The organism is Synergistaceae bacterium (genome assembly GCA_021372895.1).
Taxonomy (GTDB): domain Bacteria; phylum Synergistota; class Synergistia; order Synergistales; family Synergistaceae; genus JAJFTP01.
Genome location: JAJFTP010000014.1, coordinates 1 through 24418 on the forward strand (window position 1 = coordinate 1; position 24418 = coordinate 24418).

Annotated in this window: 24 protein-coding genes; 8 read left to right on the forward strand and 16 right to left on the reverse strand. The window is 46.6% G+C overall.

The window, feature by feature from the left end:
• The first annotated feature begins 212 nt into the window (after positions 1–212).
• Positions 213–662, forward strand: coding sequence for a type II secretion system major pseudopilin GspG (gene gspG, locus LLF78_01710; GenBank protein MCE5201217.1), 450 nt, complete (start codon positions 213–215; stop codon positions 660–662).
• A gap of 7 nt (positions 663–669) precedes the next feature.
• Positions 670–1218 carry a deaminase gene (locus LLF78_01715; protein MCE5201218.1) on the forward strand — a complete coding sequence of 183 codons (549 nt, stop codon included), beginning with the start codon at positions 670–672 and terminating at the stop codon, positions 1216–1218.
• A 92-nt stretch (positions 1219–1310) separates the two neighbouring features.
• Here LLF78_01715 and LLF78_01720 read toward each other — a convergent pair whose 3' ends face one another.
• The 7 genes from LLF78_01720 to LLF78_01750 form a co-directional block, all read right to left on the reverse strand.
• Complete coding sequence (locus tag LLF78_01720; protein MCE5201219.1) at positions 1311–2147, reverse strand: Fe-S cluster domain-containing protein; 837 nt, start codon at positions 2145–2147, stop codon at positions 1311–1313.
• A gap of 19 nt (positions 2148–2166) precedes the next feature.
• Positions 2167–2745, reverse strand: coding sequence for an electron transport complex subunit RsxA (gene rsxA, locus LLF78_01725; GenBank protein ID MCE5201220.1), 579 nt, complete (start codon positions 2743–2745; stop codon positions 2167–2169).
• On the reverse strand, positions 2745–3479 hold the full coding sequence (locus LLF78_01730) for an electron transport complex subunit E (protein MCE5201221.1): 735 nt from the start codon (positions 3477–3479) through the stop codon (positions 2745–2747). Before LLF78_01730 ends, rsxA begins: the two co-directional genes overlap by 1 nt.
• 2 nt (positions 3480–3481) lie before the next feature.
• A complete protein-coding gene (locus LLF78_01735) occupies positions 3482–4126 on the reverse strand; it encodes an RnfABCDGE type electron transport complex subunit G (protein ID MCE5201222.1) in 645 nt (214 codons plus the stop codon).
• Positions 4119–5048: an RnfABCDGE type electron transport complex subunit D gene (locus tag LLF78_01740; GenBank protein MCE5201223.1), complete on the reverse strand. Its 930-nt coding sequence runs from the start codon at positions 5046–5048 to the stop codon at positions 4119–4121. Before LLF78_01740 ends, LLF78_01735 begins: the two co-directional genes overlap by 8 nt.
• Entirely contained in the window at positions 5048–6385 is a 1338-nt protein-coding gene (rsxC, locus tag LLF78_01745; protein ID MCE5201224.1) for an electron transport complex subunit RsxC, read from the reverse strand. Before rsxC ends, LLF78_01740 begins: the two co-directional genes overlap by 1 nt.
• A gap of 196 nt (positions 6386–6581) precedes the next feature.
• Entirely contained in the window at positions 6582–8108 is a 1527-nt protein-coding gene (locus LLF78_01750) for an ABC transporter ATP-binding protein (protein MCE5201225.1), read from the reverse strand.
• A 223-nt stretch (positions 8109–8331) separates the two neighbouring features.
• On the opposite strand from LLF78_01750, the gene LLF78_01755 reads away from it, so the two are divergent.
• Positions 8332–9207, forward strand: coding sequence for a DMT family transporter (locus LLF78_01755; GenBank protein ID MCE5201226.1), 876 nt, complete (start codon positions 8332–8334; stop codon positions 9205–9207).
• A gap of 74 nt (positions 9208–9281) precedes the next feature.
• On the opposite strand, the gene LLF78_01760 is transcribed toward LLF78_01755, so the two are convergent.
• A complete protein-coding gene (locus LLF78_01760; GenBank protein MCE5201227.1) occupies positions 9282–9998 on the reverse strand; it encodes a serine O-acetyltransferase in 717 nt (238 codons plus the stop codon).
• A gap of 615 nt (positions 9999–10613) precedes the next feature.
• Here LLF78_01760 and LLF78_01765 point away from each other — a divergent pair.
• The 4 genes from LLF78_01765 (at position 10614) to LLF78_01780 (ending at position 14098) form a co-directional block, all read left to right on the forward strand.
• A complete protein-coding gene (locus LLF78_01765) occupies positions 10614–11582 on the forward strand; it encodes a methionine ABC transporter ATP-binding protein (protein ID MCE5201228.1) in 969 nt (322 codons plus the stop codon).
• On the forward strand, positions 11572–12207 hold the full coding sequence (locus tag LLF78_01770) for an ABC transporter permease (protein MCE5201229.1): 636 nt from the start codon (positions 11572–11574) through the stop codon (positions 12205–12207). The genes LLF78_01765 and LLF78_01770 overlap by 11 nt, the downstream gene beginning before the upstream one ends.
• A 135-nt stretch (positions 12208–12342) precedes the next feature.
• Positions 12343–13122, forward strand: a complete 780-nt coding sequence (locus LLF78_01775) for a MetQ/NlpA family ABC transporter substrate-binding protein (GenBank protein ID MCE5201230.1) — start codon at positions 12343–12345, stop codon at positions 13120–13122.
• A 199-nt stretch (positions 13123–13321) separates the two neighbouring features.
• A complete protein-coding gene (locus LLF78_01780; protein MCE5201231.1) occupies positions 13322–14098 on the forward strand; it encodes a hypothetical protein in 777 nt (258 codons plus the stop codon).
• Between the two features lie 77 nt (positions 14099–14175).
• Here LLF78_01780 and recQ read toward each other — a convergent pair whose 3' ends face one another.
• On the reverse strand, positions 14176–16002 hold the full coding sequence (gene recQ, locus LLF78_01785; GenBank protein ID MCE5201232.1) for a DNA helicase RecQ: 1827 nt from the start codon (positions 16000–16002) through the stop codon (positions 14176–14178).
• A gap of 217 nt (positions 16003–16219) precedes the next feature.
• On the opposite strand from recQ, the gene LLF78_01790 reads away from it, so the two are divergent.
• Positions 16220–17149 (forward strand): glycosyltransferase, encoded by a 930-nt coding sequence (locus tag LLF78_01790; protein MCE5201233.1) that lies wholly within the window; start codon positions 16220–16222, stop codon positions 17147–17149.
• A 33-nt stretch (positions 17150–17182) separates the two neighbouring features.
• On the opposite strand, the gene LLF78_01795 is transcribed toward LLF78_01790, so the two are convergent.
• The 7 genes from LLF78_01795 to LLF78_01825 form a co-directional block, all read right to left on the reverse strand.
• Positions 17183–18478, reverse strand: coding sequence for a hypothetical protein (locus LLF78_01795; GenBank protein ID MCE5201234.1), 1296 nt, complete (start codon positions 18476–18478; stop codon positions 17183–17185).
• Between the two features lie 274 nt (positions 18479–18752).
• The gene (rfbC, locus tag LLF78_01800) at positions 18753–19313 is read right to left on the reverse strand and encodes a dTDP-4-dehydrorhamnose 3,5-epimerase (protein ID MCE5201235.1); all 561 of its coding nucleotides are present in this window, start codon (positions 19311–19313) and stop codon (positions 18753–18755) included.
• Positions 19314–19330: 17 nt separating this feature from the next.
• The gene (locus LLF78_01805) at positions 19331–20308 is read right to left on the reverse strand and encodes a glycosyltransferase (protein ID MCE5201236.1); all 978 of its coding nucleotides are present in this window, start codon (positions 20306–20308) and stop codon (positions 19331–19333) included.
• A gap of 118 nt (positions 20309–20426) precedes the next feature.
• The gene (rfbD, locus tag LLF78_01810; GenBank protein MCE5201237.1) at positions 20427–21311 is read right to left on the reverse strand and encodes a dTDP-4-dehydrorhamnose reductase; all 885 of its coding nucleotides are present in this window, start codon (positions 21309–21311) and stop codon (positions 20427–20429) included.
• Between the two features lie 14 nt (positions 21312–21325).
• Positions 21326–22210: a glucose-1-phosphate thymidylyltransferase RfbA gene (gene rfbA, locus LLF78_01815; protein MCE5201238.1), complete on the reverse strand. Its 885-nt coding sequence runs from the start codon at positions 22208–22210 to the stop codon at positions 21326–21328.
• A gap of 36 nt (positions 22211–22246) precedes the next feature.
• The gene (locus tag LLF78_01820) at positions 22247–23155 is read right to left on the reverse strand and encodes a glycosyltransferase family 2 protein (protein ID MCE5201239.1); all 909 of its coding nucleotides are present in this window, start codon (positions 23153–23155) and stop codon (positions 22247–22249) included.
• Positions 23156–23159: 4 nt separating this feature from the next.
• Positions 23160–24320 carry a glycosyltransferase family 4 protein gene (locus LLF78_01825; GenBank protein ID MCE5201240.1) on the reverse strand — a complete coding sequence of 387 codons (1161 nt, stop codon included), beginning with the start codon at positions 24318–24320 and terminating at the stop codon, positions 23160–23162.
• Positions 24321–24418: the final 98 nt, after the last annotated feature.

A 24418-nucleotide genomic window follows, 5' to 3' on the forward strand; every position in this document is an offset into this window, starting at 1 on the left:
CAAGTCCTTCGCCGATGGTACTGCAGAGGGTATCTGTGGGATGAGTGAGACAGGAAATTTAAGATTTCCGTTGTCGAACTTAGTTTTTCCACCCAGAGTAGGTCGCCGCCGGGATCGATCCAAGAACAGAGCTTTCAGCGTTTTGCAGAAGCGCTGTTTTTTAATGATATAATTAACAAAAGCTATATGATTTTTTGGGAGGCGGTTCCTTGATGGGCAAAAGTAAAGACGATCCTGGTGCTATAAGAAGACATCGCGGTTTCACGCTTATCGAGATAATGATAGTCGTCGTTATCATAGGTCTGCTGTCCGCGCTGGTAGGGCCGCGTCTTATCGGGCAGAGCGACGATGCGAAGCGCAAGACGACAGCAACACAGATAGCGCAGCTTGAACAGGTCCTGGGGCTCTTCCATCTTGACAACGGCTTTTATCCTACTACGGACCAAGGACTCGAGGCACTTGTCAAAGAGCTTACTATGCCTCCTGAGCCGCTTAACTATAAAAAAGGCGGTTATATGAAAAAAGTACCTAAAGATGCGTGGGGGCGCGAATTTTTCTACGAATGTCCCGGCGAACATGGAGATTTTGACATTATCTCCTATGGTTCTGACGGGAAGGAAGGCGGAGAAGACTCCGCTGCTGACATCAAAAACTGGGAGTAAGAGGTGAATGAGAAAAATAGAATGCATAATCAAAGCCATACAAAATGACCTTTTGCCGCTTACGCGTAAGAGCGTTGCCGCGGGCAACCATGTCTTCGGAGGTCTCGTTATCGATGCACGGACACTTGAAACCGTTGTCGCCGGTACTAACAACAGACAGAGTAACCCCATTTATCACGGGGAGATCGACACGATTCAGCGGTTCTTCGCACTTAAGGATCGTCCTGCACCGGAGGACTGCATTTTTGTTGCAAGCCACGACCCTTGTTCTATGTGCATCTCTGCGATAGCATGGTCCGGCTTCAGGGAGATCTGGGTGCTCTTCGGCTATGAAGACGTAGCTAAAGATTTTGACATGCCTGTAGACCTTATGATGTACCATGATATCTTCGGCGCAGCCGGAGCCAACCCAGACAACAGCTTTTTTAAGAAATACAGTTTGAAGGACGAAGCGGCAAAAGAACAGGATTCCGCCGTTTTAGCTGCAGAGATGGAAGAAATAGCCGCGGCTTATGCAGCGCTTGAGGTTCAGGATTTCGATTATCCCGGAATGTAATATTGTTGCCGTTAATTATGTATATGGCAAAAAAAGATGACTCCACGTATGCGGAATCATCTCATTTTTTGTATGGATATTTGATCTCTTAGTTAGGCCTGAAGGCTCGGCTCAGCCGATAAAGCATCTTTCTGAGGTCTGCGGTCCGTGATACAGCCGGTAGGGCATTTTGTCGCGCAGAGTCCACAGTTTATGCATTTTTCGGGGTCGATGTACGCAAGGGCGTCCTTCATCTCTATGGCTTGCACAGGGCAGGTCTTTACGCACAATGTACAGCCGATGCAGCCAACTGAGCAGGATTTTTTGACATCAGGACCCTTTAGTGGTGAGTTACAGGAGACCTGGACCTTCGCCTTGCGCGGCACAAGAGCCAGGACATCACGTGGACACTGTCCCACACATGCGCCGCAGCCTACACACTTTTCCACATCTACTACTGCGAGGCCATTCTCGATCTTTATTGCACTGAAAGGGCAGACTCTGACGCAAGTTCCAAGCCCCATACAGCTAAACTTACAGGAGGTTGGGCCATTGCCCGGGACAACCGCGGCTTCGCGGCAGTCATATACTCCGACGTAGACGCAGTTCTTTACTGTCTTGTCGGGTGAACCCTTGCATTTGAGAAAAGCGATCTTAGGCTCTTCGGTTGACACTTCAACTCCCAGAATGTCCGCGATTTTTTCTGCAAGCGCAGTTCCGCCCGCAGCGCAGCCGCTGACCCTGGCGTTGCCGGCGACAAGGGCCTCCGCAAAACTGTCGCAGCCGGGGAATCCGCAGCCGCCACAGTTCGCACCAGGCAGTGCGGCGCGTATATCAGCCTGACGAGGGTCAATCTTCACAAAGAATTTTTTTGATGCAAAAGCAAGAAGGATCCCGAATATGAGTCCGAGTCCTCCCATTATGATCGTAGGATAAAGTATTCCGGTCATCATCTCATAAGCCCCCCTACTACTTTATGATCCCGCTGAAGCCCATGAAAGCAATGGACATAAGGCCCGCGGTTACAAGCGCTATTGGGAGCCCGCGCAGACACTTAGGCATGTTCTGGCTGATCTCTATCCTCTCACGTATACCTGCCATCAAAATAATTGCGAGAAGGAAACCCGTCGACGCACCCAGCGCATGGACAACGGATTCGGCGAGTGTGTATTTTTCGTTCATATTAATGACGGCAACGCCAAGTACCGCGCAGTTTGTCGTAATGAGCGGGAGGAATATACCGAGCGACTTATAGAGGCCCGGCTGCACCTTCTTGAGTACTATCTCCACGAACTGTACCAGCGCCGCTATTATGAGAATGAACGAGAGTGTATAGAGATATTCGAGACCGAGCGGAACAAGTATAAAGGTGTAAGCCAGCCACGTCATCGTCGACGCAAACACAATTACGAAGATGACAGCAATACCCATCCCTTTTGCGGTCTCAAGCCTGCTTGATACCCCAAGAAACGGGCAGCAGCCGAGGAAGCGCGCGAGAAGTATGTTGTTTACAAATATGGCTCCGAAGAAGAGGGCAAGCAGCGACATCACGCATCACCTTCCTTTTGCTCTTTTGCGCATGGAACAGTGGCGTTGCCGCCTCCGCAGACTGCTCTGAGGCTGCAGCCTTCGCATGCGTTAAGTTTTTCCCATCCGTCAAAAGCTGGGGCGAACCCTGTCACCGACTCTTCCTTGCGCATCTGAATGTGTCTGAAGAGCGCAATAAGAATGCCAAGTGTGATAAAACCGCCGGGAGCAAGGATAACAAGCAGTGCAGGCTGATATAACGCCGGTATGACAGCGTGATCGAATATTGAGCCATTGCCTAGAAGTTCGCGGAGGCCGCCGATGAAAGTCAGCGCCAGCGTGAAGCCCAAGCCCATGCCGACTCCGTCAAACAGTGAGTCTATAACACCGTTCTTGAACGCGAACGCCTCTGCGCGGGCCAGGATTATGCAGTTGACGACAATCAGCGGTATGAAAATTCCAAGCGACTTGTTAAGCGCAGGGGCGTAAGCCGAGATCAGAAGCTGTACCACCGTAACGAAACCTGCAATAACGACTATAAACGCCGGGATGCGTATCTCGTCCGGTATGAACTTGCGTAGCGCGGAAATCATTATGTTAGAACCAATGAGTACCGCAGTTGCGGCAATTCCCATGCCGAAGCCGTTTACGGCACTTGTAGTCACCGCGAGAGTCGGACAGAGACCAAGCACCAGTACAAATGTCGGGTTTTCTCTGATTACCCCGTTTGTGATTAGTCTGAGAGGATTCATCATCACTAATTCACACCTCTTTTCTTTGATGCGGAGCTTACTGCGTCAATTGCAGTGGAAACAGGAACGGCAATAGAAACATGCTTATTCCCGCCGCCCTTGAGATTTATTTTCCAGTAGTTGAGCGCGGTATTAACGCCTGTCACAACAGCGGTTGATGTTATTGTCGCACCGGAGATTGCCTGGATCTCGTTGTCAGAAGCCGCAGAGGTCTTAGTTACATTCAGTCTGCTGACTTTCCTGTTCTTGAACTGGCCGGAGAAAGCCGGATCCGGCGCTTTTGCGCCCAGTCCAGGGGTTTCGTTGTGGGTAAGTATCCTGATGTCCATCAGCTGTCCCTCACTGCTGATCCCGACGACCATTTCGATCGGTCCGCCGTAGCCCTTAGGTGTTACGGTTATGGTATAACCGACAAGCTTGCCGCCGGAAGTGCCCTCGTTGATCTCCTTGATTATCCCCGGGTTACCTGTGATCTTTACTGTTTTAAAATCTGTTGCTCCGGGAAGCGTAGCTGCCAGAGCCTCCATCTTTTCCCGCTCTTTTGCTGTCCGGATCGGCTCAAGCGTCATAGTGTAGACGCCGCCAAGTATGAGTCCGGTTACCGCGGTGATGATGAAGAGTACTACTCCAAGTCTGATTATCTTAGACATGTTTCTTCACCTCCCCGAAGATACGCGGTACAGCGAATCTGTCTATAAGAGGGACAGTGAGGTTCATGATAAGTATTGAGTAAGATACGCCCTCGGGATATCCGCCGAAAGTCCTTATCAGAGAGGTAAGCACCCCGCAGCCAAGCGCGAATATGACCTGTCCCTTCCTTGTCATCGGAGATGTGGTATAATCTGTTGCCATGAAAATCGCACCAAGGAAAAGTCCGCCTGTAAAAATCTCATATAAAGGGCCTGCCGCTCTGCCGAATACAGCGCTTAGGGCCGCTACCGTCGCTATATAGACGACGGGAATATGCCAGTCGACTATATCTTTATAAAGAAGGATCCCGAACCCTATGAGAAGTGCAGCGGCTGAAGTTTCCCCTATACATCCCCCGACGTGCCCGATGAATATATTGTAGAGATCAGGAAGATTGGCTGTCGTGCCTGTCTTTATCACTGCAAGGGGAGTGGCTCCTGATACCCCGTCAATAGCCCATGTTGTCATCGGAACGGGCCAGCTTGTAAGCATCATCGCACGTCCTGCGAGAGCGGGGTTTACGATGTTGCAGCCTATGCCGCCGAAGAACTGTTTGACGATTATAATCGCGAAAACACTTCCGACCGATGCCATCCAGAGGGGTATCGCCGGCGGGAGGTTATAGGCCAAAAGTAGCCCTGTGACGGCGGCAGACATATCCCCAACCGTTATGGTCTGTTTTGCCATCTTCTGCCATATAAACTCGGAAATTTTGCAGCTTGCTACGCAGACCGCCATAACCAGAGCTGCCCGAAGCCCGAAGAAATAGATCCCCGCAAATCCGGCGGGAGCCAGGGCAATAAGCACCCATGTCATGATCTTGCGCGTATCAACCGGAGAATGGATATGAGGTGAGCTTGATACTGCCAGGAGGCGTTCCATTATTTGTTCGCCGCCTTTCTGCGCATTGCCATAACGGCAGCCTTGCCGTCGCGGCATGACTGTGTGAGGTGCCGGTTGGCCGGACACACATATGTGCAGCTCCCGCACTCTATGCAGTTCATTCCGCCTTTTTCTTCAAATGTCTTATAGTCGCGCATCAGAACGAGGGGGTTCAGCACGTTCGGCATGACGCCCATAGGACATGCTTTGATGCACCGTCCGCAGCGGATGCACGATGATTCAGGCGCTAGATATGCCGAATCTGCTGTCAGCGCCAGAATGCCGGATGTACCCTTGACGACCGGGACATCTATGGTACGAAGCGCTATCCCCATCATAGGCCCGCCTGAAAGGATCTTGACCGGCTGCTCCTTGAAGCCGCCGCACAGATCGATCAGCTCGCGTACCGAAGTTCCGAGAGGAACGTGAATGTTTTTCGGATTTGCAACAGCTTCGCCGGTAACCGAAACTACCCGTGTGACTGATGGTTCTCCTTCTGCTATTGCTTCCCATATCTGGTGGACAGTGCGCACATTCAGTATGATGCAGCCAACGTCGGCCGGGAGTGCCGTAATGACGTATTCCTGTCCGGTCAGTGTTTCTATGAGCATTTTTTCCGCACCCTGGGGATATTTTACAGGGAGAGCCCTGACTGTCATTTTCACTGTGCCCTGTTTTTTGATCTCGGCCTCCATAATATCGATAGCCTGAGGTTTATTGTCCTCTATGGCGATTATCCCCTCTGCATCAGGAAATAACCTCATGACAAGACGCAGCCCTCCGACAATTTTACCGGGCTGTTCAAGCATGAGACGATTGTCACAGTTAAGGTATGGTTCACACTCCGCACCGTTCACGATGAGCCACTTAATGATTTTATCCGGCGGAGGTGAAAGTTTTACCGCCGTCGGGAAAGTTGCGCCGCCGAAACCGACTATGCCTGCTTCGCGAATGCGCTTGAGGTATTCCTTTGGATCTGCTTCCTCATAGTTATCCATAGGGGTCCAAGACGGATCCTTCTCGTATCTCCCGTCGTTCTCTACGATCACGCAGTTCTCAAGTGTACCGGAAGATGTCATCCGCATAGCTACATCCTTAACTGTGCCGGATACGCTCGAAAGGACCGGGGCGGACACAAAAGCGTCATTATTCCCTAGTTTCTGTCCCACAAGCACATTATCACCCTTTTTAACCACAGGCTGACACGGGGCTCCAAGATTCTGCGCCATCGGGAAAACAAGCTCTCCCTTTGGCAGATACTCAACAATAGATTCATTTAATGTAAATTCTTTCTTCTGCGGCGGGTGTATGCCGCCCCAGAATGTCGGAAGTTTCATCTGTTTCCTTCCCCCTTGGCTTTAACAAATAGTGATTTTTAAAAACAACACCAAAATGCGCCAAATTTTGGCGCTAGAGTAGATTCTATCATTTATGCGGAAAAAGGAAAGACGTAGATAAAAATTTAATTGAGGCAGAATATATCGCTGAACTTATATTGCCTGAAAAATATCTTATCACTAAAGTTATACCATTTTAAACTTTGATGCCTGCCATCATAAGGCCGAGGGTCTCTGCATCCGTGTTCTGGGGATCATCTATGATTCCTGTCACAGAACCGCAGTACATGACTGCGATCCTGTCGGAGATCGACTGAAGTTCCTGAAGGTCTTTCGATATGAGCAGTATGGCGACACCTCTGTCGCGTGCCTCCATGAGACGCTGGTGTACGAACTCCGTGGCTCCCACATCAAGGCCCCAGGTCGGCTGCATTGCGATTATGACCTTTGTGTCGTCGGATATCTCTCTTGACAGCATGAGTTTCTGGAGGTTTCCTCCTGAGAGTACTCGTACAGGCGCACGCATCGAAGGAGCGCTGACGTCGTATTTTTTGACGCGCTCCTCAGCAAATCCGGAAATGTATTTCCAATCCATGAAAAATTTTTTTATTTCGACAGGCGGTTCCCAATAGTTTTTGAGAGGCATATTTTCCTCTAAATTCATGTTTGGGATGAGACCGACCCCCTTCCTGTCTGCAGGGATATAGCTTATGCCTGAACCTATAAAATCACGGGTACACCTGCCTGTTAAGTCTTTGCCGCCGACTATGACCCGGCCGCTTTCAGGAACCCGCAACCCTGCAATGACATCACAAAGCTCATCCTGCCCGTTGCCGTCGACGCCTGCCACACCGAGTATCTCGCCGGCGCGTATCGAGAGCGAAAGGTCTGTGAGCGCCGGTATGTTCCTGTCGTTTTTCGCACAGATGCCGCTGCATTCAAGCATAGTGCCGCCAGGCGCCGGCCTGTCAGGAGAGAGGGTTATGCCATGGAGCTGATGCCCGACCATCATTTCCGCGATTTGTTCTTTTGAGATGCCCTTTGCAGGCACAGTGCCGATGTTTACGCCCTTGCGCAGCACGGTGAGCCTGTCTGATATCTCCATTATTTCTTCTATCTTATGTGAAATGAGCACGATCCCGTGTCCCGACGCAGTCATATTTTTCAGAGTGAAAAAAAGTTCCCGTGTCTCCTGAGGCGTAAGGACGGATGTCGGTTCGTCGAGGATCAAAACCTTCGTGCCGCGGTAAAGCATCTTCAATATTTCGACCCGCTGCTGCTCTCCTATGGAAAGCTGCCAGATCTTTGCCTCAGGGTCGACCTTCATGCCGTACTTCTCCGAAAGCGCCCGTATCATGGAGATGATTTTACTTTTGTTGAGGGAGAAGGGTTCATCGTTAAGCCCAAGGACCATATTTTCCCAGACGGAGAAGACGGGAACAAGCATGAAGTGCTGATGGACCATGCCAATCCCGTTGGCTATCGCGACACGCGGGTTAGAGAGCACGACGGACCTACCACCTACTTCTATGGTTCCGGAATCGGGCCTGTATATTCCAGCGAGGCAGTTCATAAGAGTTGTCTTCCCCGCGCCGTTTTCCCCGAGGATGCTGTGGACCTCTCCTGGCATCAGGTCAAAATCCACATCACGATTCGCATAAGAATCGTAGAAAATCTTGTTGATGCCCTTCATAGAGACAAGCGGTGTTATCTTTTCGTCCATGGATGTTTTGCCCCTTCCGTTATTCAGGAAAATCATTACGCTCCTGATGTCTTCTATATGCATGTATTGTATGAGCAACGGCATTATATGAAAAGATATGCCGGCATTTCTTTTTTGAGCTAACAGTATTGCCGATAAAATAAAATATGCCGGGTTATACGCCGGCGTAAAAACGGTATACAATATACCCTGCATATTTTGAGGCATTGGGGAGAACGATCATATGAAATTCAAAGGAAAAAACCTTGTTTACCTGACAGCACTGTTTGTAATATTTATCTGGAGCATAACTTTTGTATCAACAAAAGTACTCCTCAGATTCCTATCTCCCACAGAGATACTTGTCTACCGGTATATAATTGCCTATCTGATATTCGTGGTATCAGACCCGAAATTCATCAAGCCGAGGAGCGTACGGGAGGAATGTATTTTTGCCCTTGCCGGATTTTTAGGTATCACGCTCTATTTTCTATGTGAAAATTTTGCGCTCTCATACAGCACAGCGTCAAACGTTGCGTTGCTGGTCTCCACTGCACCGATGCTTACCGGCGTAGTCGCTCATTTTATGACGAAGAACGAAAAAATCACAAAAAATTTCCTCTGGGGCTGTGTATTCGGTCTTGCCGGAGTTTTTCTGCTCGTGTTCAATGGGCATTTTGTCCTGAAACTGAACCCGATCGGCGATTTTCTGGCCATAGGAGCGGCGCTCTCGTTTGCGTTCTACTCTATCGTGATAAGGGATATCAATAAGAGCTACTCTTTGGCTGTAATCACCAGAAAGAGTTTTTTTTATTCCCTTGTGTCGCTGGTACCGCTGCTTTTTACCCAGGCTTTTCACTGGAGGCCGGATGTTTTGATGCGCTTTGATGTCATGGCGAACCTTATTTTCCTCGGAGTGTTTGCCTCCGCCGTCTGTTTCCTGCTTTGGAACAAAGTCATCTGGAGTCTGGGCGCTGTCAAGGCGAACAACCTTATGTACCTATCGCCGCCTATGGCAATTATAGCCGCGACGGTTGTCCTGAACGAAAGGATCACGTTATTTTATATAATTGGCGGACTGCTGGTGCTGACAGGGGTTTATATTTCACAAAAAGCCTGACCCTATAAGAGAAGCTCAGGTGCGCAGGCTTTCCATGCCGCATTGCCATATACGACTGCACATCTCGATCGCAGCTAAGGCCGATGTCTCACTTCGACCTCCACGTCAGCACGAGGTCCACTTTCGGGTCCCTCTTCACCCTTTAGATGCCGTACCTCCCTCTTCAGTAGAAATAACTCTTCTTCGAGGCGGAATATCTTTGCCCAGAGTTCCTCCGGGTTGATGCAGGCAGAGCATTCATTGATCCTTTTGCCGTCTATCTTGACTATACGTGCCCTCATGCCGGTAACGGTCGCGTTGCGCGGAACATCCTTCAGCACGGCGCTGTTAGCTCCGATACGTGAATTAGCTCCGATGGTTATAGGACCTAATATCTTTGCCCCGCTTCCTACGAAGACATTGGATTCCAGCGTAGGATGGCGTTTTTTCCCTTTTTCGTTGCCTGTGCCGCCGAGAGTGACTCCCTGATAGAGAGTTACGTTGTCTCCGACAATAGCTGTCTCGCCTATTACGACGCCGGCCCCATGGTCTATGAAGAAGCCGCTGCCTATCTCAGCGCCAGGATGTATCTCCACCCCGGTCCACCATCTGACGATAAGGGAGAGAAAACGGGGTATAACGGGCAAATGCATCGTTGAATGAAGAAAGTGCAGCCCCCTGTGACAGGTTATGGCCAAAAATCCCGGTGTGCAGAAAACCACTTCCAATACTCCGCGGAATCCGCGCGGGATCGCGGGGTCATTTCTCATTGCCGCTTCAAAATCGCTTTTTATGTACTCCCATGCTGTCATTGAAATCACTCCTTGTGTGTTTGTTTTTATATATTACAAACTTCAGAAATAAAAAAACATACTGAAACCCGATAAATTATAAAATACAGGTTAAAAACAGGCCTGTCGCTGTTTATGCGGCAGGCCTGTTCGCCAAAAGCTTATCCCATGAAACTAAATTGCACCTGCTGTCCGTCTATGACCGCAACAGCAGAACCCAGCCGTGCGGGTTATCCTTTCGGACCCTCCGTACAGCAACAACAAAACACCGATTGAAAATTGACTGAAGTCGTATTTTTTATCATGCGGATTATTCTAGCTTAATTCCATGTATTGTGCAAGTCGTGGTATTGGTACGTGTTGTGGTATTGGTACGCCAAAAGAAAACACCCAAAAGAAAAGGTGCTTGACATTTGCAATAGGCATGGCTATAATGCTCGGCAATATATTCAGGGGAAGGAGGAACCATAATGAAACATAGCGCAGCAAATAGCAGCATGATGATGTGCATGTACACCCGAGGCTCCTCTCCTGATCCAGTGGACGCCTAAGGCGTCGTTGCTGTAAAATCAGAGAGACCGGGCCTCGAGCCGGGTCTCTTTTTTTGTGCTTTTTTTTAACGAAGGGAGAAATTTGATGATACACATTAAAGGACTTGGGAAATATTACAGCGATATGAAGGTGCTTCAGGATATTTCCCTGGATGTTGAGCAGGGTGATGTTTTCGGCATCGTCGGGCACTCCGGTGCAGGCAAGTCAACGCTGCTGCGCTGTCTCAACGGTCTTGAGGACTACAGCGAGGGCTCCGTCAGGGTTATGGGACATGAGGTCTGCGAGCTTACGCCGGATAAGCTGAAGGAGCTGCGCCGTGAGATGGGTATGATTTTCCAGAACTTCAACCTCATGAACAGGAAGAACGTCTACCAGAACATAATGTTTCCGCTCGAAGTCTGGGGTGTTCCCAAAAAAGAGGCAACCGCGCGCGTGGAGGAGCTCCTGGCGCTTGTCGGGCTCACGGAGAAACGCGACGAAAAGATACGGAACCTCAGCGGAGGGCAGAAACAGCGCATAGGTATTGCAAGGGCGCTCGCACTGAAGCCAAAGATACTCCTATGTGACGAGGCTACCTCTGCACTCGACCCAAAAACGACGATCTCAATACTCGAACTACTGATGGATATCAATATGAAGCTTGGAGTGACTATTGTCGTTGTGACGCACCAAATGGAGGTTGTGAAGATGGTCTGCAACAAAGTGACCATACTCGATGGAGGCAGGATCGTGGCTTCCGGCGAGACGGACAATCTCTTTCTGGCACCGGGCGAGGAACTGCGCAAGCTCATCCACGACGACTACACGATCATACCGTCCGGCACAAATATAAGGCTTGTCTTTCCGCGAGAGATAGCGAATGAGAGTATTATCACAAGTATGGCGCGCGAACTTGACACGAACTTTTCCGTCGTGGGTGGAAGGATAGAGAGATACCGGAACGATATTATGGGATTCCTCATCATAAATGTAGCAGATAAAGACCTTGACAGGGTCCTTCAATGGCTTAAAAACAAAGGTATGGTATGGGAGGTAATGAAAGATGGTGAATGAGCTTCTGTATGCACTCTGGGAAACGGTCTATATGGTCGCACTCTCGACGCTTTTTTCGGGAATTTTCGGTTTTGGGGTCGCGATAGTTATGATACTGACAGGTGCAAACGGACTCAGGCCCAACAGGGCCGTATACTCGACACTGAGTCTTATTGTCAACCTGCTGCGCTCGTTCCCTTTCATCATCCTGATGATTGCGATAATCCCGCTCACAAGGCTGATAGCGGGGACTTCGATAGGGAGCACTGCGTCAATAGTCCCGCTTACTATTGCAGCTACGCCGTTTGTCGCCCGTCTTATGGAGGGCAGCCTGCTTGAAGTCGACCCGGGAGTTATTGAGGCGGCGCGTTCCTTCGGCGCAGGCGATATGCAGATCGTCTTCGGCGTAATGGTGAGGGAGGCAATGCCATCAATAGTCCTTAACTGGGCGGTAGTCGCTATAAATCTTCTCGGATACTCGGCTATGGCCGGTGTCGTGGGCGGCGGCGGACTTGGCGACCTGGCCATAAAGTATGGCTACAACAGGTTTCAGACGGACGTCATGATCTACTCCGTCGTGATACTGATAATCATCGTTCAGATTATACAGAGTATCGGCAATGCAATGTATGAACGGATAAAATAGAGGGGGGATCTGCATAGCCTGCGATATGTCCAAGGTGCGGTCTAATGGGGGACTTTATGCATTAAGTATGCATAAAGTAGAAATATCATCAATATAGAGGTTTCCGCCTCGTGAAAGGAAGGAAGGAAGATAAATATGAAAAAGATAATATTCGCACTGCTTTTCGCGCTCGTTATTCCGACAGCGGCATTTGCCGCAAACAAGACCATCACGATCGGAGTTACACCATTCCCACATAAGGATATCATGGTCGTGGTCAAGGGCCTTCTTGCCAAAGAGGGCTATGACCTCCAGATAAAGGAGTTCACCGATTACGTGACGCCAAACATCGCGCTTGCAGAAAAGAGCCTGGACGCGAACTTCTTCCAGCATGTCCCCTACCTTGAAAACATGAACAGGGAAAAGAATCTTAATCTCGTCTGGGTCGCGAAGGTACACATCGAACCGCTTGGTCTTTATTCACAGAAGATAAAGAAGCTGAATGAGCTGAAAAACGGAGCGCAGATAGCGATACCCAACGATGCGACGAACTGTGCCCGAGCTCTTCGCCTGCTTGAAAAGAACGGACTCATCAAGGTAAAACAGGGAGAACTTGTGACGGCAAAAGACATAACAGACAACCCCAGGAAGATAAAGTTCCGCGAGCTTGATGCCGCGCAGCTCCCGCGCACTCTGCAGGACGTTGACGCAGCTGTCATTAATACGAACTTTGCAGTAGAGGCAAAACTGATCCCATCAAAGGATGCGATCATCATCGAAGGCAAGGACTCGCCCTATGCAAATGTCATAGCGGTCCGTGCCGCAGACAGGAACACACCGGCAATCAAGGCGCTTGTAAAGGCCGCAAACTCAAAGGAAGTAAAGGAATATATTATAAAGAACCTAGTCCCGAAGGGGATCGTACCTGCGTTCTAGGAAATTTCGGCCGTCGCATGGCTGGCAAACGCCGATAAATAGATTTGCTACGATCCAGACATGTCGGGTGCGGTTTCTTAGCAGCCACGGAATAGTTTGACATCAATTACCTCTATATCGATCATTTAACGTCGGATCGGCAAGATCAGCGGGAGGATCCAGGAGTGTCTCTGTACTCTGCCGGGGCCTCCCGCTGCTTATGCAGTCTTACGGCAATGAGGTGAAAAAATCCCTTGCAACAATAGGTAAAGCACGCATAAAGGTCAAAGGCGGGCGGTGTATAATAATTATCGAAAATCCTATCGTAAAAGGTGATAACATGAGACGTTATATTTTGACAGCGGCTGTTATTTCAGCACTTCTGGGGTTCTGCGCAGCGTCATTTGCGGCAGATATGGCAACGGAATTCAGCGCCAGTTTTATCGAGAAGGACGCTGGGGCGGAACAGAAGGGCAAGGTCTACATCGCAGGTGATATGTCCCGCTACGAAATAGCCGGCAGCAATGAGATAGTGGTGACCAGAGAGGATAAGAAGGTAATATGGCTTATCTTCCCGAAACTCCGGCGTTATGTCGAGCAGGAGTATATCGGAGCGCCGAAGCAGAATCTAAGCAGTCCTCAGGAGATTGACACAGGTGACCTGTCCAGGGAATTCATCGGACACGAAATGGTCGACAGTTACAGATTGAAGAAATTTCTGGTTACAGTAAAATACAACAAGGGAGAGACAAAAGACCAGTATTACGAATGGTACCGCGATAATTTCCCCGTTCCGGTCAAGACCCAGTCCTTGGACGGCAGGACCTCCTATGAATATACGAACATTAAGCTCGGGAGGCCAAACATGGAGCTCTTTGCTGAACCAAAAGGCTATAAAAAAGTAACGATCGAAGAGATCGATGCAATGGAAGCTGCTGGGAAAAACAAGGGAAAATCCGAGACCGTGGGAAAATCAGCGGACGTTGTTAAAGGATAAAACAATACAACCATCTATCTTTCTTATACCCTAAAGATAGGCCCGTGCTTCATTCACAGAGGGGGCAACGCATAACGTCAGTGCCTGCGGGCTGTATCCCCTCTCCATGAGTTTATCGCGTAGATAAATGCATCCCCGTACTTTTCCAGCTTTGCCTGTCCCACTCCCGGGACTTCAAGCAATCCGTCTTTGTCTGACGGCAGCATATCGCACATCGCTGCCAGGGTTTTGTCCGAGAAGACAATATATGGAGGAACTCCTTCAGCCGCCGAGAGTTCTTTCCGCAATGAGCGCAGTACATCAAACAGTTCCTCGTTGACCGTTTCCGTATGCCGGTTTTTCTGAAGGGGTCTTTTTTCAGCCTTCTCCTCCTGTTTCCGCATAAGAAGTTTTGTCCTGCTTTTCAAAAATGGCAAAGAATTCTCAGTGAAAGAGAGGAAGGGGAATTCGCCGGCCTCTGTCTGCAGAAAACCCTGAGCGACGAGGAAATCTACGATCCCGCGGACATCGTCGACGCGGTATTCTTTCATGAGTCCCCATGTGGATATTTTATCAAAACCGAGAGATTTTATCCGGGCCTTCTGTGAGCCGCGCAATACATCAGTTAGGACAGCACTCCCAAACTTTCTCCCGCCGGTATGTTCCGCCATACGGTAAACGCAGGATATTATCTTTTTAGCCTCTGTCGTCACGTCGACAAGCTCCGTCTGTGAAGTGCAGCTGCCGCATGAGCCGCAGTTCCCCGGAGCATCTTCTTCCCCGAAATAGTTCAGTATATATGATCTGAGACAGCCGGTAGTGTGGCAATAATCGACCATGTCGCGCAGTTTTCGGTATGCCGATTTTTTTGTCCCGCTGTCCTCGCACTGTGAGATAAAGAAGCGTGCGGTCATGACATCTTTTGGACCGAAGAGCAGGATGCAGTCTGCCGGCAAACCATCCCGTCCGGCACGTCCGGCCTCCTGGTAGTATGAATCCATGTTTGCAGGCATGTTGTAGTGGATCACATAACGCACGTTTGATTTGTTTATGCCCATTCCGAAAGCATTTGTGGCAACCATTACACCTGCCTTGTCATATATGAAAGCCTCCTGGTTGCGCAGCCTCTCGTCATCGTCCAGCCCTGCGTGATAGCGTACCGCGCTTATGCCTGTGCGGCAAATTTTATCGCATACCGATTCAACCTGCTTCCGTGTCGAACAGTAAACTATGCCTGAGGCATTAGGAATTTTACTCACATAGTCGAGCAGAAATTTTGTCTTGTCGGCAGGGTGCTCCACCTGAAAAAATAAGTTCTCACGGTCAAAACCGGTTGTAACGGAGAAGGGGGATTCAAGCCCAAGCTGACGGATGATATCGTCGCGAACCTCGGGGGTGGCGGTTGCGGTGAACGCCGCAACGACGGGACGCCGTTTCAGGGATTTTATGGCCGGCGCGATGTTCAGATAAGAGGGGCGAAAGTCATGGCCCCACTGAGAGACACAGTGAGCCTCGTCCACGATGACAAGTCCGATCTCTATCGAATGAAAAAACTCCCGAAAACCATTGTTCTCAAAACGTTCAGGAGCTATATAAAGCAGTTTTATCCTGCCGCTGCTCACTAGGCGGAAAATTGAGACCACATCATCCCACTCCATGGAACTGTTTATGGATGCGGCCTGTACTCCGTTCTGCCTGAGTGCGTCCACCTGGTCTTTCATAAGGGAAATAAGCGGAGATATTATTATCGATGTTCCGTCGGTAAGAACAGCCGGGATCTGGTAGCAAAGGGATTTGCCTGCGCCGGTAGGCATTATTCCGAGTGCGTCACGTCCGCTCAGGATATTGCTGATTATCTCCTCCTGTCCAGGCCGAAATGAAGTATAACCGAAGATATTTTTAAGTATATCAATTGGCTGCCGCAATCAAAACATCCCTTCGCGATAAGTCTGGGAAAGAGTATAGCATCCAAACTAAGGTCATGAGGAAGAGAACGATATTAATTGTACAGGATATGGAATTTTTGTAATTTTAAGACAGGAATGCTATCTTCCATTATAATTATGATAGCTTATGTGTTTTCAGTACTTACGCTTCTGATAAATCATAGTCCATACCTCCGTCAAAGCAGGTGTAATCACAATGAAATATTTTTCTGCGGATAATGATATTTATGCATCCATTGTCACATATAATCCAGACATTTCCCGTCTTAAAAAAAATATTTCCGCACTTCTGTCAAACGGAGTCAAAAGGATCATTATCGTGGAAAATGGGTCAAAAAACATCTCTGAGATTGAAAAAATGCTGGCAGGCTGTTTTCAGGGAAAACCCATACTAATAAGAAACCCTGAAAATATGGGCATCGCATATGCATTGAATCAATCTCTCAACACCGCAAATAAACAGGGTTGCAGGTGGCTATTGACTCTTGATCAGGACAGTATCTGCGGTAAGAATTATTTCGCAGGCATGTCTGAATATCTGTCACGGAGCGACATCGGGATCATATATCCAAAGATATATGACCCCGATGTCAAATCTGAACGCAGCATAAAAATAAGCAGGCTCCAATCTTTCTTTAGGGGGCACTCAAAAAATGATAACTTGCCTATGCCCATTACATCCGGAGCTCTGACGAACGTATCTGCCGGTATCAATTCAGGCGGTTTTACAGATCGCCTTTTCATTGACTGTGTGGATCATGACTTCAATTTAAAATTATATGAGCATAATTTTAAGATTATCGAAAGTCCAACAGCCATCCTCTACCACTCTTTGGGAAAACCGAAGGGATACCGTTTTCTTGGATGGTACTTTATTTCAAACGGATACCCTGCCTGGCGATATTATTACATAACAAGAAATGCGTGGCTGCTCAAGCAGAGCCATCCTTCCGATTTATACAAAAAATGGTGTAATAAGAATCTGCGGCGCTCTCTTTCCCCTCTTCGGATTCTGCATGTTTTTATCGCTAACCATTTTGATTTTCATTACATCTCCTACATGTTTAAAGGCCACTATGACGGTATCTGTAAAAAAATTCGCCCGCATAACGAAATTATCAAATAAAAATGTAATGCCCCGGCTGTTCATGCCATCATTCTATTTTTGGTCAGGGCTGCCATGTCCATAGTTTTTTAAGACGCTGCGCAAAATTCTTTTAAGGTCTGAGATATATCTGGTACGCGACCATAGTGTGAAAACAATGATATTTGACACGCACAGGCATATAAGGGTCTTGATTATAAAGTCCGCTATGCTGCTTTCGATCCTTACAAATGAGCACAATGAAGATGCAGTGGCAAGACAAGCCGATGTCGATAGAATAAACGCTAAAAGCAACCTGTAATAGAGCCATGCCTTTTTTTCAAATAGATATTTATAGACGATATGAGGTAACACCCCGATCTCTTTTATACAGATACAAATCAGACTTCCTATAAAAACACCGGTAATCCCGATAATTTTTACAAGTGTGATTGAAAGTCCGAGATTTATACCTGCAATCAGTATGTGCAGATACCGGTCCGGTTTGAAGATGCCGGCGCTTGCTCTTATCGCGCCGAGAGGTAGAGATATCCCGCTTAGGTAGAACGCAGCTACTATTATTGAGACAGCAGAAAATGGAAGTACCCCCGACTCCCCCATCCACATCCTGACAAAAGGTGTAATAAGAACGAATGCGGTGACTCCCGCCATGTTATATATGATGAAATTGACGAAAAATGAAAGCTCAAAAACGCTGAGTATGTTATCCTTGGATTCCCTGGCTATCATGTTGCCAAAGCTTGCCGTTATCCCGCCGGAGAACTGAGAAATCATACCCGCTGCGGCAAGGATTATGGCGCTGTAGTTGCCGTATATCCCAACGGCCGCCACGCTTATGAATGCTGAAATTACGATGTTGTTTATTCCCGCGGTCAAATAATTTCCGATATAGTGAAATGCCAGTGCTTTTGTGTTGTCAAAAATGCCATTTCTGATATCCGGTGCGAGCGGTTCCGCCTTGATTTCCTTTAAATATGAATATTTTCTGTTTGCAATATACGTTATGATGGAATTTTCTATTATTCTGAATATTACGCGGATTGAGAAAAACAGGAGGATGCCGAAGTGGTATTTGGCTATGAGCATCTGTACGGACAGAAGTCCGACACTATAAACGGCATAGCATATAGATAATATGTATCCGTTTTGGTCTGCAAGTAAAATAGACCTTTTGTATGAAAAAAGATATGAGATCACGATATCGGCGACAAAAATGATAAATATCGCTCTGAGAAGGTTCGGAGAATACGTGGCTCCCTTTACCAGGTTATTGATGAACGGAAGGAGCACGATCCCAACAGTCAGGATAAAGAGTGCAAGCAGGCGGTAAACCTTTTCATAAAATGCCATCAGAGAACAAATCTGGGGGCGGTCATCAAACGCAAGCGGCTTATACAGTGTGCATATTATCGCAACCCCGATGCCGCAATCAGATATATTCAATAAAGAAACGATATTCTGGAAAAGCCCCTGAATACCCAGAACCTCGTACCCCAGATAATCCAGAAAAACCTTTCTGGAAACAAAGCCCAGTAACAGCACTGCCAGCTGAGCGGCAAAGCCCCAAAAAATATTCCTGATTGAGCTCTCTGTCCTCATCCCGGATTACCGGATCACGCTATCTTCAAAGACCTAGATCTGTACCGCATATTTCTTTAAAGCTGAGGTTATCCATATCTTTTTTCCCAAGTATGATTTCTTCCACTTCCGGCCACCGGATCCCGATTGTCTCGTCATTCCAGATGATCCCGCATTCGTCCTCAGGATGGTAGAATTCATCGCACTTGTAGAAAAATTCAGCTTCGTCAGAAATTACAAGAAAACCGTGTGCAAATCCCTTAGGAATAAAAACCTGTTTGTTGTTTTCCGCTGACAGCATTGCTCCTACCCATCCGCCAAATGTCTGACTGCCTTTGCGTATGTCAACGGCGACATCGAAAACTTCTCCGCTGATTATGCGGACAAGCTTTGCCTGCGAGTATTTTTTCTGAAAATGGAGCCCACGCAAAACACCCTTCTTTGATTTTGACTGGTTGTCTTGAACAAAAATATTATTAATGCCGGCAGATTTGAATTCGTTATAGTTATATGTTTCCATAAAATAGCCGCGTTTGTCTTTGTAGGCCGTAGGTTCAATTATCAAAACGCCTTCTATCGCTGTCTTGTTAAATATGAAGTTGGCCATTGATTATCCTCCTCATTTTACTGATAATTATACAAAAAAAGGTCCAGTCCATAGCTTAAAATTATATCATAAGACATTATGCTGCTATTTTTTAATAAATTTTTACCCCAAAGGAATATGTTAAGGTTTTCCAGAGATTCAAGTCTTGCGGTATTAAAACAGGCCCATTTTCTTGCAAATTCAGCCTGTGATTGAGTAACGGCTGCCTGTTTTACAAAATCAGTCAAGAATAGTTTTTCATATAAGGATATTTTAAAAATATTTACCCTTAAATTTATATCCAAAATCTTTTTATTGCAGATACAAAGCCCAATGGTATTTTTTTCGTGTATGCGGTAATATATAAGTTGTTTATTTATTGCTCCAAGGCCGTTCCTTAGTGCTGTATGCATGTTTATTTGATAATCATGGGGGACTGTATCGACGAAACAATTTAAAAAAACCTCTTTTATTTCCTTGCGCATCAAAGAAGTACAACCCTGGAAATAATTTCCTTTTATCATTTTTCTATAATCTATTTTAACAACTTCATTTAAATTGGTGTTTTTGCTGAATAATTTATTTATTCTATTGATATTGTAAATAGTTTCTTGCTTGATTGTATCTTCACAGTCCTCACTATCAATTATTTTATATGTTGAACACAAAACCAGAATATCTTTATTATCAGATATAACATCGTTCATAACTTCAATTTTATTCGGCATCCAGATATCATCATGGTCACATAGAAAAATCAGGTCGCCTCGAGTTTCTGCAATGGCTGTTTTGAATGTTTTTTTAAAACCGCGGTTTTTATCGTTAGATAGTAATTTCCATCTAGTCAAACCATTTTCAGATATATAAGTCTCTATTCGTTCTTTAGTCCCGTCCTGTGAATAATCATCCACTATAACGACCTCGTCCGGCTCTCTAGTCTGTACGCGGAGGCTGTCTAGCTGCTTATATAGAAAACGCGGGATGCTTTTGTAAGTCGTCATTGCGACAGATATCATATTCTACGCCCCATGTACTTTTTATTTATGTTATGCAAGATAATAACAAATCGCATGATACCTCAAAAAAATAAAAGGAACATGTCATATTGTTTCCTTAAAAAATCTCGGGAATTAACTATTCTCCATCATATCGTTCCAAGAAATATTTTAGTGCGTCCTGCCATTTGCGCATTTCATCCCCAACGCTGCAGCGCAGCGCCATATGTTCAAGTGCGGAGTATTTGGGGCGTTTTACAGGACTTTGATACTCATCTGAAGAGCAGGGAAAAACAGATGCTTTAATTCCCGAATACTCGATTATCTTATCTGCAAAATCATACCATGAGCATGTCCCTCTGCCTGTGCAGTGATATATGCCGTATTCACCGGCAGAAGCAATTTTAAGTATGTGATGCGAAAGGTCGGCTGCATTTGTGGGATTCCCTGTCTGATCGCTTACGATTTTTATAGTGCCTCTTTCTCTGGCAAGCCGCATTATGGTTTTCACGAAGTTTTTGCCGTTATATCCGTAAAGCCACGATGTCCTGACTATAAACCAACGGGAGCAGAAGTCTCTGACGAACCTTTCTCCTGCCAGTTTTGTGGCGCCGTATACATTTTGAGGCTCAGGTCTGTCATACTCACGATACGGACTCGAAGCATCCCCTGAAAAGACATAGTCGGTAGAAAGATAGATAATTCTTGCCCCTACCATTTCCGCACCGACAGCCATATTGCGTGCTCCCAGAGAATTCACCTTGAAAGCATCATCCTGATGGGTCTCGCATGCATCGACATTAGTGTATGAAGCACAGTTTATTATAAGTTGGGGTGCAAATTCACAAACATGCCGAGAGACATCCGAAAGATTTGTTATATCCAAATCCTCAATATCAACACAATCAAGCTTTGCATCAATAAAACACTTTGGAATAGGGCCGAGTTCAGACACACCTTTTTGTAGGATTCTCCGGAGCTCGCTTCCAAGCTGTCCATTGGAGCCTGTAATCATTACTTTCATGTAGGACACCCCGATCAGTAGTGAATTTTCCCTTCGGCGACACGCATCAAATGTTCACCGTAAGGTGAGTTGCCGTAGCGTTTTGCGGAAGAAAGAAGATTGTCTTTATCAACCCAGCCATTAAGCAATGCGATTTCTTCCGGTGCAGAGATCTTGATCCCCTGGCGTTTTTCGATCATGCGTATAAAGTCCGCGGCATCAACCAGGCTATCCATAGTACCGGCGTCAAGCCACGCAAATCCCCGGCCAAGCAGCCGGACTTTAAGTTTTTTATTTTCAAGATAGATTCTGTTAATATCTGTGATCTCAAGTTCCCCTCTTGCGGAAGGCCTCAATTGTTTGGCATATCGAACGACACTGTTATCATAGAAATATAGGCCCGTTATACAATAATTTGATTTGGGCCGTTCGGGCTTTTCTTCCAAAGATATGACCTCGCCGGTCTCAGTAAATTCGACAATTCCGAACCTTTCAGGGTCATTGACATAGTATCCGAAAATCGTGGCATTGCCGTTCTGTGCGTTATTCGTGGCCTCTTTAAGCATGGGGCGGAATCCATTCCCGTAAAAGATATTGTCGCCTAAAACCATAGCGCAGCAGTCATCGCCTATGAACTTCTCGCCGATAAGAAAAGCCTGAGCCAGCCCGTCAGGCGAAGGTTGGACCTCGTATGAGAGCTTTATGCCAAACTGGTTTCCGTTACCAAGAAGTTTCTCAAAATTTGGCAGATCAGCAGGAGTGGATATAATCAGAATATCCTGTATTCCCGCAAGCATAAGGGTCGACAATGGATAATAGATCATCGGCTTGTCATATACAGGGAGCAATTGTTTGCTTGTTATCAGTGTCAGTGGGTAAAGACGGGTGCCAGATCCCCCTGCCAATATAATACCTTTCATGCGCGGACCTCCTCTTTGCAAAAGAAATGGACCAGTTTATATCAACCCTAAAATTGCCAGTACGGAAAAAATCATTGAGTCAGTTTTGTGCGACATATATATATCATCAGAAATTGCCAGTTTTATCCTGCTCATAACGGATAAATGATATTCTGCTATCAAATCCAGGATCCTCTTGTTTTTTTCTGATAATTCCTCGTAATATATATTTTTAATATTTTCTGCAAAAGCCGACCTGATTCTATAGTATTTTTTGTCCCTGATTCTGTTGAACCGCGCGATCCATTTTTTTATGCCGCGGTTTGAAAAACCTATAACGTTGTTTCCATGCTGTCTATAAGCTATATGTGCATTTTCATCATAAATCACAATGCCGTCAAACGCCATAATGATCCTGTAAATTGCCCAATCATGCATATCGACATATTCTGACTTGAAGTTTTTGAATTTCTCTAGTGATTCTCTATTGAAGACGAAGGTACATCCGGGGGCAATGTTTTCTGCCAATGATAACCCGAATGAAGGCAGGACTTTTGTTTTTGTATCCGTATTCGGCAATATGTTTAAATCGCAGTCTACAGGCCGTACGGCAGAACAGTACATGGCAGGCAAATCAGAATTTATTTCGCACAGACATTTCACTGCCGCTTCGATCTTATCCGGATCCCATACATCGTCTTGATCTGCAAATGCGTAAAAATCAGATGGAGGCGAGTTCTGAACAAGATCAAAAAAACTTCTGCCGGGTCCCAGATTGGCTCCTCTGTACCAGGCAAGGTGCCCCAAATCTCCATAGTATTTTAAAATATCTAAAGTTGAATCGGAGGACCCGTCGTCACGAACCAGCAATCTGAGATCCGTGTAAGTTTGGCGGAGTATGCTTTCAATTTGTTCAACGAGGTATTTTTTGCCGTTATAAGTGGACATCAACACCGTTACAGTCATACGTCTATGCCCTGCCCATATTGTTGTAAATAGTTTCATGTTCTCTTATGATCCGTTTTAAATCATATGTCCGGACTTTAATGCGTGCCTTTTCAACCATATCTTTACATGCTTCTTCCGACAAAGCAACAAAATTCAATATCTCCGATAACCTTTTTATATCTCCGACAGGATAAATCAATCCGCAGCCGTCTGATATCAGATCTCTTGTGCCCCTGGCATCTGCCCCGATGACAGGAATGCCGAGCGCCATGCTTTCCATTACCGAACGCGGCAGTCCTTCCTGTTCCGATGTGAGCAATGTGGCCCTTGACGCGGCAATAAGAACCGGGATGTCTTTCCTGAAGCCAAGAAAATGTACTTGTTTGCTCATGCCGTATTCCTGAACCAGCCTCTTTGTTTCTTCCAATAAAGCACCGCTGCCGGCAAAGGCGAGATGGAGATCAGGGTTTCCGGTTTTTACCAAAGCTTCTATTGCGTCCTTGTGGCGTTTTCTTGCTATAAACTCGGCAATCATAAGTATCATTATATCCTCGCGCGCTAGTTTCAGCTCTTCCCGTATTTTACTGATCGCCCCGCAGCTGATTTTCTCAATGTTATAATTATCCAGATCAATGCCGATGCCGTCCATCAATGTTACCTGGTTCTCAGGATATAGGTATTTTACGGCTGCATCGTAATCTTCCTGATTTAATACGATGATATGGTCTGTCCATCTTGCTGCGATTTTCTCCGCTGTAAAATAAATCGCATTTTTTATCTTTGGTCCTCCTTTATAAAAATGAAAGCCGTGTGCCGTATAGATAACTTTTGTCCCTTTCCTGCGTGCATCACGCGCAGCAAGGCGGGCAAGCAATCCGCCTACCGGCGTGTGGGCGTGTATGATATCAAAGTGATTTCCATCGATAATTTTTTTCAGCTGACGATAGGCCGATATATTACGGATCGTTATTGGAGAGCGTGTGAAACATACGTTGTGGAATTCATCGCAATTTGGGATAAAACACTCTTCATCTATAAAGTCATTACTCGCCGCAACATGTGTTTCCCATCCATGTTTTTTAAACCACTCCAGATAGGGCAGATGAAAGGAATTGATATGAGTTTTGACCACAGTGGCAACAAATAATACTTTTTTGTCTCTTTTAGTTTTATTATTCAGCATTTTAATCACAACCTAGGATATTATATGACATAAAAAAATAATTTAAAAGAAAAAATGAGTAAAATTTCTTTAAATTACAGCTCTGCCGATAAGCAAAT

Coding starts and splice junctions, on each gene's coding strand:
- gspG (MCE5201217.1), top strand. CDS start 213: ATGGGCAAAAGTAAAGACGATCCTGGTGCTATAAGAAGACATCGCGGT.
- LLF78_01715 (MCE5201218.1), top strand. CDS start 670: ATGAGAAAAATAGAATGCATAATCAAAGCCATACAAAATGACCTTTTG.
- LLF78_01720 (MCE5201219.1), bottom strand. CDS start 2,147: ATGACCGGAATACTTTATCCTACGATCATAATGGGAGGACTCGGACTC.
- rsxA (MCE5201220.1), bottom strand. CDS start 2,745: ATGTCGCTGCTTGCCCTCTTCTTCGGAGCCATATTTGTAAACAACATA.
- LLF78_01730 (MCE5201221.1), bottom strand. CDS start 3,479: ATGATGAATCCTCTCAGACTAATCACAAACGGGGTAATCAGAGAAAAC.
- LLF78_01735 (MCE5201222.1), bottom strand. CDS start 4,126: ATGTCTAAGATAATCAGACTTGGAGTAGTACTCTTCATCATCACCGCG.
- LLF78_01740 (MCE5201223.1), bottom strand. CDS start 5,048: ATGGAACGCCTCCTGGCAGTATCAAGCTCACCTCATATCCATTCTCCG.
- rsxC (MCE5201224.1), bottom strand. CDS start 6,385: ATGAAACTTCCGACATTCTGGGGCGGCATACACCCGCCGCAGAAGAAA.
- LLF78_01750 (MCE5201225.1), bottom strand. CDS start 8,108: ATGGACGAAAAGATAACACCGCTTGTCTCTATGAAGGGCATCAACAAG.
- LLF78_01755 (MCE5201226.1), top strand. CDS start 8,332: ATGAAATTCAAAGGAAAAAACCTTGTTTACCTGACAGCACTGTTTGTA.
- LLF78_01760 (MCE5201227.1), bottom strand. CDS start 9,998: ATGACAGCATGGGAGTACATAAAAAGCGATTTTGAAGCGGCAATGAGA.
- LLF78_01765 (MCE5201228.1), top strand. CDS start 10,614: ATGATACACATTAAAGGACTTGGGAAATATTACAGCGATATGAAGGTG.
- LLF78_01770 (MCE5201229.1), top strand. CDS start 11,572: ATGGTGAATGAGCTTCTGTATGCACTCTGGGAAACGGTCTATATGGTC.
- LLF78_01775 (MCE5201230.1), top strand. CDS start 12,343: ATGAAAAAGATAATATTCGCACTGCTTTTCGCGCTCGTTATTCCGACA.
- LLF78_01780 (MCE5201231.1), top strand. CDS start 13,322: ATGCAGTCTTACGGCAATGAGGTGAAAAAATCCCTTGCAACAATAGGT.
- LLF78_01790 (MCE5201233.1), top strand. CDS start 16,220: ATGAAATATTTTTCTGCGGATAATGATATTTATGCATCCATTGTCACA.
- LLF78_01795 (MCE5201234.1), bottom strand. CDS start 18,478: ATGGCATTTTATGAAAAGGTTTACCGCCTGCTTGCACTCTTTATCCTG.
- rfbC (MCE5201235.1), bottom strand. CDS start 19,313: ATGGCCAACTTCATATTTAACAAGACAGCGATAGAAGGCGTTTTGATA.
- LLF78_01805 (MCE5201236.1), bottom strand. CDS start 20,308: ATGATATCTGTCGCAATGACGACTTACAAAAGCATCCCGCGTTTTCTA.
- rfbD (MCE5201237.1), bottom strand. CDS start 21,311: ATGAAAGTAATGATTACAGGCTCCAATGGACAGCTTGGAAGCGAGCTC.
- rfbA (MCE5201238.1), bottom strand. CDS start 22,210: ATGAAAGGTATTATATTGGCAGGGGGATCTGGCACCCGTCTTTACCCA.
- LLF78_01820 (MCE5201239.1), bottom strand. CDS start 23,155: ATGACTGTAACGGTGTTGATGTCCACTTATAACGGCAAAAAATACCTC.
- LLF78_01825 (MCE5201240.1), bottom strand. CDS start 24,320: ATGCTGAATAATAAAACTAAAAGAGACAAAAAAGTATTATTTGTTGCC.